1 protein-coding gene and 3 pseudogenes are annotated in these 4,957 nt (G+C 30.3%); 3 read left to right on the forward strand and 1 reads right to left on the reverse strand.

The window, feature by feature from the left end; all coding sequences use genetic code 11:
• The first annotated feature begins 74 nt into the window (after nt 1-74).
• A complete protein-coding gene (locus ACKI2P_RS07360) occupies nt 75-2,372 on the forward strand; it encodes a hypothetical protein (RefSeq protein ID WP_407376411.1) in 2,298 nt (765 codons plus the stop codon).
• 9 nt (nt 2,373-2,381) lie between these two features.
• On the opposite strand, the pseudogene ACKI2P_RS07365 reads toward ACKI2P_RS07360, so the two are convergent.
• Nucleotides 2,382-2,698 (reverse strand): annotated as a pseudogene (locus ACKI2P_RS07365) (transcription factor S).
• A gap of 104 nt (nt 2,699-2,802) precedes the next feature.
• Between ACKI2P_RS07365 and ACKI2P_RS07370 the strand changes: the two are divergent.
• Both ACKI2P_RS07370 and ACKI2P_RS07375 read left to right on the forward strand, forming a co-directional pair.
• A pseudogene (locus ACKI2P_RS07370) lies at nt 2,803-3,194 on the forward strand (hypothetical protein); the annotation flags it as partial.
• Nucleotides 3,195-3,508: 314 nt separating this feature from the next.
• Nucleotides 3,509-4,957 (forward strand): annotated as a pseudogene (locus ACKI2P_RS07375) (hypothetical protein); the annotation flags it as partial.

Consider the following 4,957-nt stretch of genomic DNA (forward strand, 5'->3'; position numbering starts at 1 on the left):
TATAATAAATGAAATATTAAATGATTATATATTAATTTAGAACTTAATTGAATATTTAAGAAAATTGCGATAATATGATATCAAAAGAAATTATTGATGAAAACTTTTTCATTATAGATTCGAACAATATTGAGGAAACCGAAGAAAAACTCTATGGTTTTGCGCTTCAAAATGGAAAAATCGTTCAGGATGAAGATATAATCAGTTATACTCATTTTGATAAAATTGGAGCATATGTCCTAATTCAAAATAAAAACAGTGAAATAACAATATCACAAGACATGATCGGTTCATATGGAGTTTATATTTACAGAAACGAAGATTATTTTGCAATATCAAATTCATTCCTCAAACTTATGGACTACCTGAAATACGATAATAAACTGACATTAAACAAAGATTTCGCATATATTTCTCTGCTTCCAAAAACAATATCTTCCATAGTTTATGAAAAAACACTCATCAATGAAATTATCTGCATTCCAAGAAATACCGAAATACACATTGATACAAAAACAAAACAATTATCTTTTATAGAACTTGATTTTAATGAAAATTCAATTCCTATTGACAGTGAAAAAGGTTTGAAAACATTAGATGAATGGTTTTTCAAATGGATTGACATAATCCGTTCACTCAAAGAAAAAACAAACAATCTATCCCTTGATTTGAGCGGAGGATTTGATACAAGAGTAGTTTTATCAATATTACTGGCTGCAAACATTGATTTGAATTCCATAAGAGTCAATTCAATCGACAATGACCATCACAATCATGATGAAGACTTCAGGATTGCTTCACAGATAGCACAAAGATACGGTTTTGGATTGAACAGCAAACTGGATGTGAATTACTATAATTATCCGGATATTCAAACTGTACTATATTTGTCATGTTACGTCAAATTGGGATTCAACAAACAGATGAACTTCAAGTTAAAACGTTCACAGGACCCAATCTATAGAATTACCGGAATGGGAGGAGCAGTTAACAGAGGATGGCCTAAAGGAAACGCAACTTCACATGTTGTCAATATCGTCAACAGGGCAAAGAGATTCGAACCGTCATTTGCGCCTTCATGCGAAAAAATAATCACAGACAGTCTCCAGAAAGTTAAAAAAAGAAATCCGAATATCGAAGACGATACCTTCCAATGGAGCTATTACAAAGAAACCCGACTCAGAAACCATTTCGGAAAACTGACAGTGGAAAATTACCTGTCCAACAATCTGGCATTATCCCCACTGATTGACCAGGATTTGTTTAAATTAAAAATAAATACTGAAGAATGCCGTGACAGCTCATTACTGATAAGTCTGATATTTGTCAGATACTGTCCTGAGTTATTGGAATTTGAAGTTGAAGGAGGGCGTGAATTCAAACAGGAAGTCATTGAATATGCAAAAAGAATTAATGAAATATATCCTTATGAAGCTAAGGAATTTAAACGTTTATCAAGTGTAAAAACCAACAAAACACCATTGAAAATAAAAAATAATAAAAGAATTGACTATAAAGAAATCAACAGTTATCTAAAATCCGTCTTCAAATCTAACTTTTTCAAATACGAGTTTAAAAAATACACACCTTCAAAAATATATGATTTAATTCTTTACTCCATTGAAAACAGAAGTTATTTTCCAATTCAGGAAGCATATCCTGCTTTTGCAATAATTTATACTGTGAATTCACTAAAATATTACTCTAAAAACAGGGAATTGCTTATTTCAGAGTGGTTTGATAAGTTTTTGGATACAACTTACGAAATCGATGATCAAATTAATCCCACCCACAATCCGGAGTTTAAACTGCAGCTGGAAAAGTTTATAACCGGCAGAATGGACATCAAGAACATTAACTCAAAGAATAACGGCATTGAAATTATAGAGAATTCCGATAAATCTTCTAAAATAGATTTTCCATTTTGGCTGAAAGATGAGGAAGGATCAGGATGTTCAATTGAAAGTGCAGCAGGCGATTTGGACATTACCCTGAGATGCATTGAAGATGGAGAGCTGAACATTAACTTGAGGGGAGTCAATGAAACCGACAGGAATAAAAAAAGATATCCTATATACATAGACTTTACAAAATTCCTGATAAACGGCAAAGAGATAATTAATAAAAATACCCTTGTTTGGCATGATGATCCGTTTTTATATGTAATGCCTGTGAAAAATGAACAAATCGTGGAAATTCATCTGGAATGGATGCCGATTAATAAAAATAGTGACACAGAATACCACAGATTAGTTGCTGAAAATAAGTATCTTCAAAAGGAAAACGACAGGTTAAAGCAATTAAATGAGGAAATATTAAATTCAAAAAGCTGGAAAATGACAAATCCATTGAGAAAAATAAGAAACGGGTAAATTACCCTACTAGTTGGAACTTCTCCAGGTGTTGCCGCATTTGGCGCATCTTATGAAGTTGGTAGGCGCTTCATCAGCAGATCTTGTCTGTACTGTCCACCAGTATCGTTTTGTGCCTCCGCATTTGTAGCAGGTTATCCTTGTTGTCGGCAGAGCAACGTTGTTTCTGTCGGTTACTATTACCTTTGCCTGCGGGTTGGTTTCACCTTCCATATGATACTGTTCCTCAATATCTTCATCAGTCAGTGATTTTTCATAGCCGCATCTAATTTAATATTGCCGTTTTTTGGCATTAACATCTTACCGCAATCAGGACAGAATTCCATACTATTAAACACCATTAAAAATTAATAAGTATTAATTTAATTTAACCCACTTATAAAATATTCGGTTGAAAAAAGAAAGGTTAAAATCAGTCACAATTACTTTAAAGCAAATCAAAAAAGGCACAATAACAAAAAACAAGCAAAATATCAACAGAAACATCACAGAATTCAGAGAACAGCAATATCAATGCAAAAAATGCAAAAAATTCGGAATAAAAAACAATCCACTAATAAAAAACAACAAACATTATTTACAAGAAATAATTGATAAAATATCAGAAATAATAAAAATAGGATGCAATCGCTACGTAAAATAAGCAAATACTTCTAAATATTCCCTGGAATTCAAATATCTAACCAAACAATACGAAATTGGTCCAACAAAAATCAAGAAGAAACAATACAGAATTAAGAATTCGAATTTTCTGGATATTATCTATATGATGATCTATTTTTAAGACTCAATGGAGTCAGACACTTCAGATTAACCTTATATTATATTTTTAGACTTCCAAATGCAAAATTGGATGCAAAAAACATGTAAAAATTAAATAAACCCATAAATATTACAGACCCAAAATTTATAATAAATTTTATATATTCATTAAAATATATTGGTTATTATATTCGTAAGAAAATCACAAAGAAATTTAAATATTCCTTAATTTCCCAAATAAAGACTATTAATTGTTTGCATGAAATTTAAGATTTTGTAATAGTTCAAGAGGAGAATAGCAACAAACTAAGGAGTAATTAATCTATCGTTAATAAGTTTAATTTATATTGATAACATAAATTTAAAAGTCTTAAATGAGTGAAAATATGGGCCTATTTAATAAATTAAGTAAAAAATTAAATAAAAAAACTAAAAAAAATGAAAAAAGTAGCAATAGAGTAGAAAATTTCAAGTATCTTGATAATTTAATCCATAGTGGAGTTGAAAAGATAGTTTTAGACTCAGATATTAAATTAGATGATTCAGAAGCCTCATACTATGATAAGGGTATCGAAATTAATGCTGATAATGTTGTAATTGACGGAAATGAACATACTGTTGATGCTTGTGGGAAAACTCGAATATTTCGTATATTAGGAAATAATATCATCCTTAAAAATTTCATTTTAAAAAATGGTTATGCTAATAATAAAGATGGAGGCGCAATTTATCATAAGAAAGATTCCGCTTTAAAAATCACCAATACTTCTTTTATTGACAATAGTTCCAATGTTGATGGTGGAGCCATAATAAATTATGGTGAAATCTTACTTGAAGATTCCACTTTTAAAAATAATAATTCTAAAGACCGTGGAGGAGCCATATTCAATAACGGCGGCGGAAAACTAAGAATAAATAATACAAAATTTAATAATAACTCTTCAGAAAGGGGCGGAGCCATAATTAATTATGGCGAAACATTACTTGAAGATTCCGCTTTTGAAAAAAATACTTCTAAATATCATGGAGGAGCCATATACAATGATAATGACGAAAAGCTAAGTATAATTAATTCAAAATTTGATAATAATGTGGCAGATGAATATGGAGGTGCAATTAGCAACAACGGCAATTTAACAATTTCATCATCCATATTCACTAATAATAAATCATCGGAAGATGGGGGATCTATACTTAACTTTAATGAAGCTACCATTGAAGATTCCACTTTTGAACATAACAGTTCAACAAATCGTGGAGGATCAATTTTTAACAATTCCGATGCAAATTTAAATATTTACAATACAGAATTTAATGATGGATCTACTAAATCAGGCGGAGCTTTATTTAATTATGGCAAAATCATTCTTAAGGATTCCACTTTTAGAAAAAACAATGCAACATCGGAAGGGGGAGCAATCATTAATGAAATCCATGGAAATATTATCCTCAAAAGGTGCGACTTTACTGAAAATGAATCTGAATACGCTGGAGGAGCAATATCTTCCGAGAAATATTCTATTCTGGAATTTCATGATTGTCAATTCAAGGAAAATATTTCCAACCGAAATGGGGGAGCAATAGCAAGCAATGGAAATTTAACTATTAATAACTCTGAATTTGTTAATAACGTGGCTAAAAATCAAGGATATGACATATATAGTCAAGAAGGAGATTTAAAAATTACAAATATAAAATCTAACATTATCCAAGAATTTTCGTTATATGTATTTTATGAAAAATTAGTTAAATTGGAAAATTCTGAATTTCATGTTCCTGACTATGATAAAAATTACTTTAAAGAAATTATTAATGAAATTAAC

Source organism: Methanobrevibacter sp. (assembly GCF_045541095.1).
Lineage (GTDB): Archaea > Methanobacteriota > Methanobacteria > Methanobacteriales > Methanobacteriaceae > Methanocatella.

Coding starts and splice junctions, on each gene's coding strand:
- ACKI2P_RS07360 (WP_407376411.1), top strand. CDS start 75: ATGATATCAAAAGAAATTATTGATGAAAACTTTTTCATTATAGATTCG.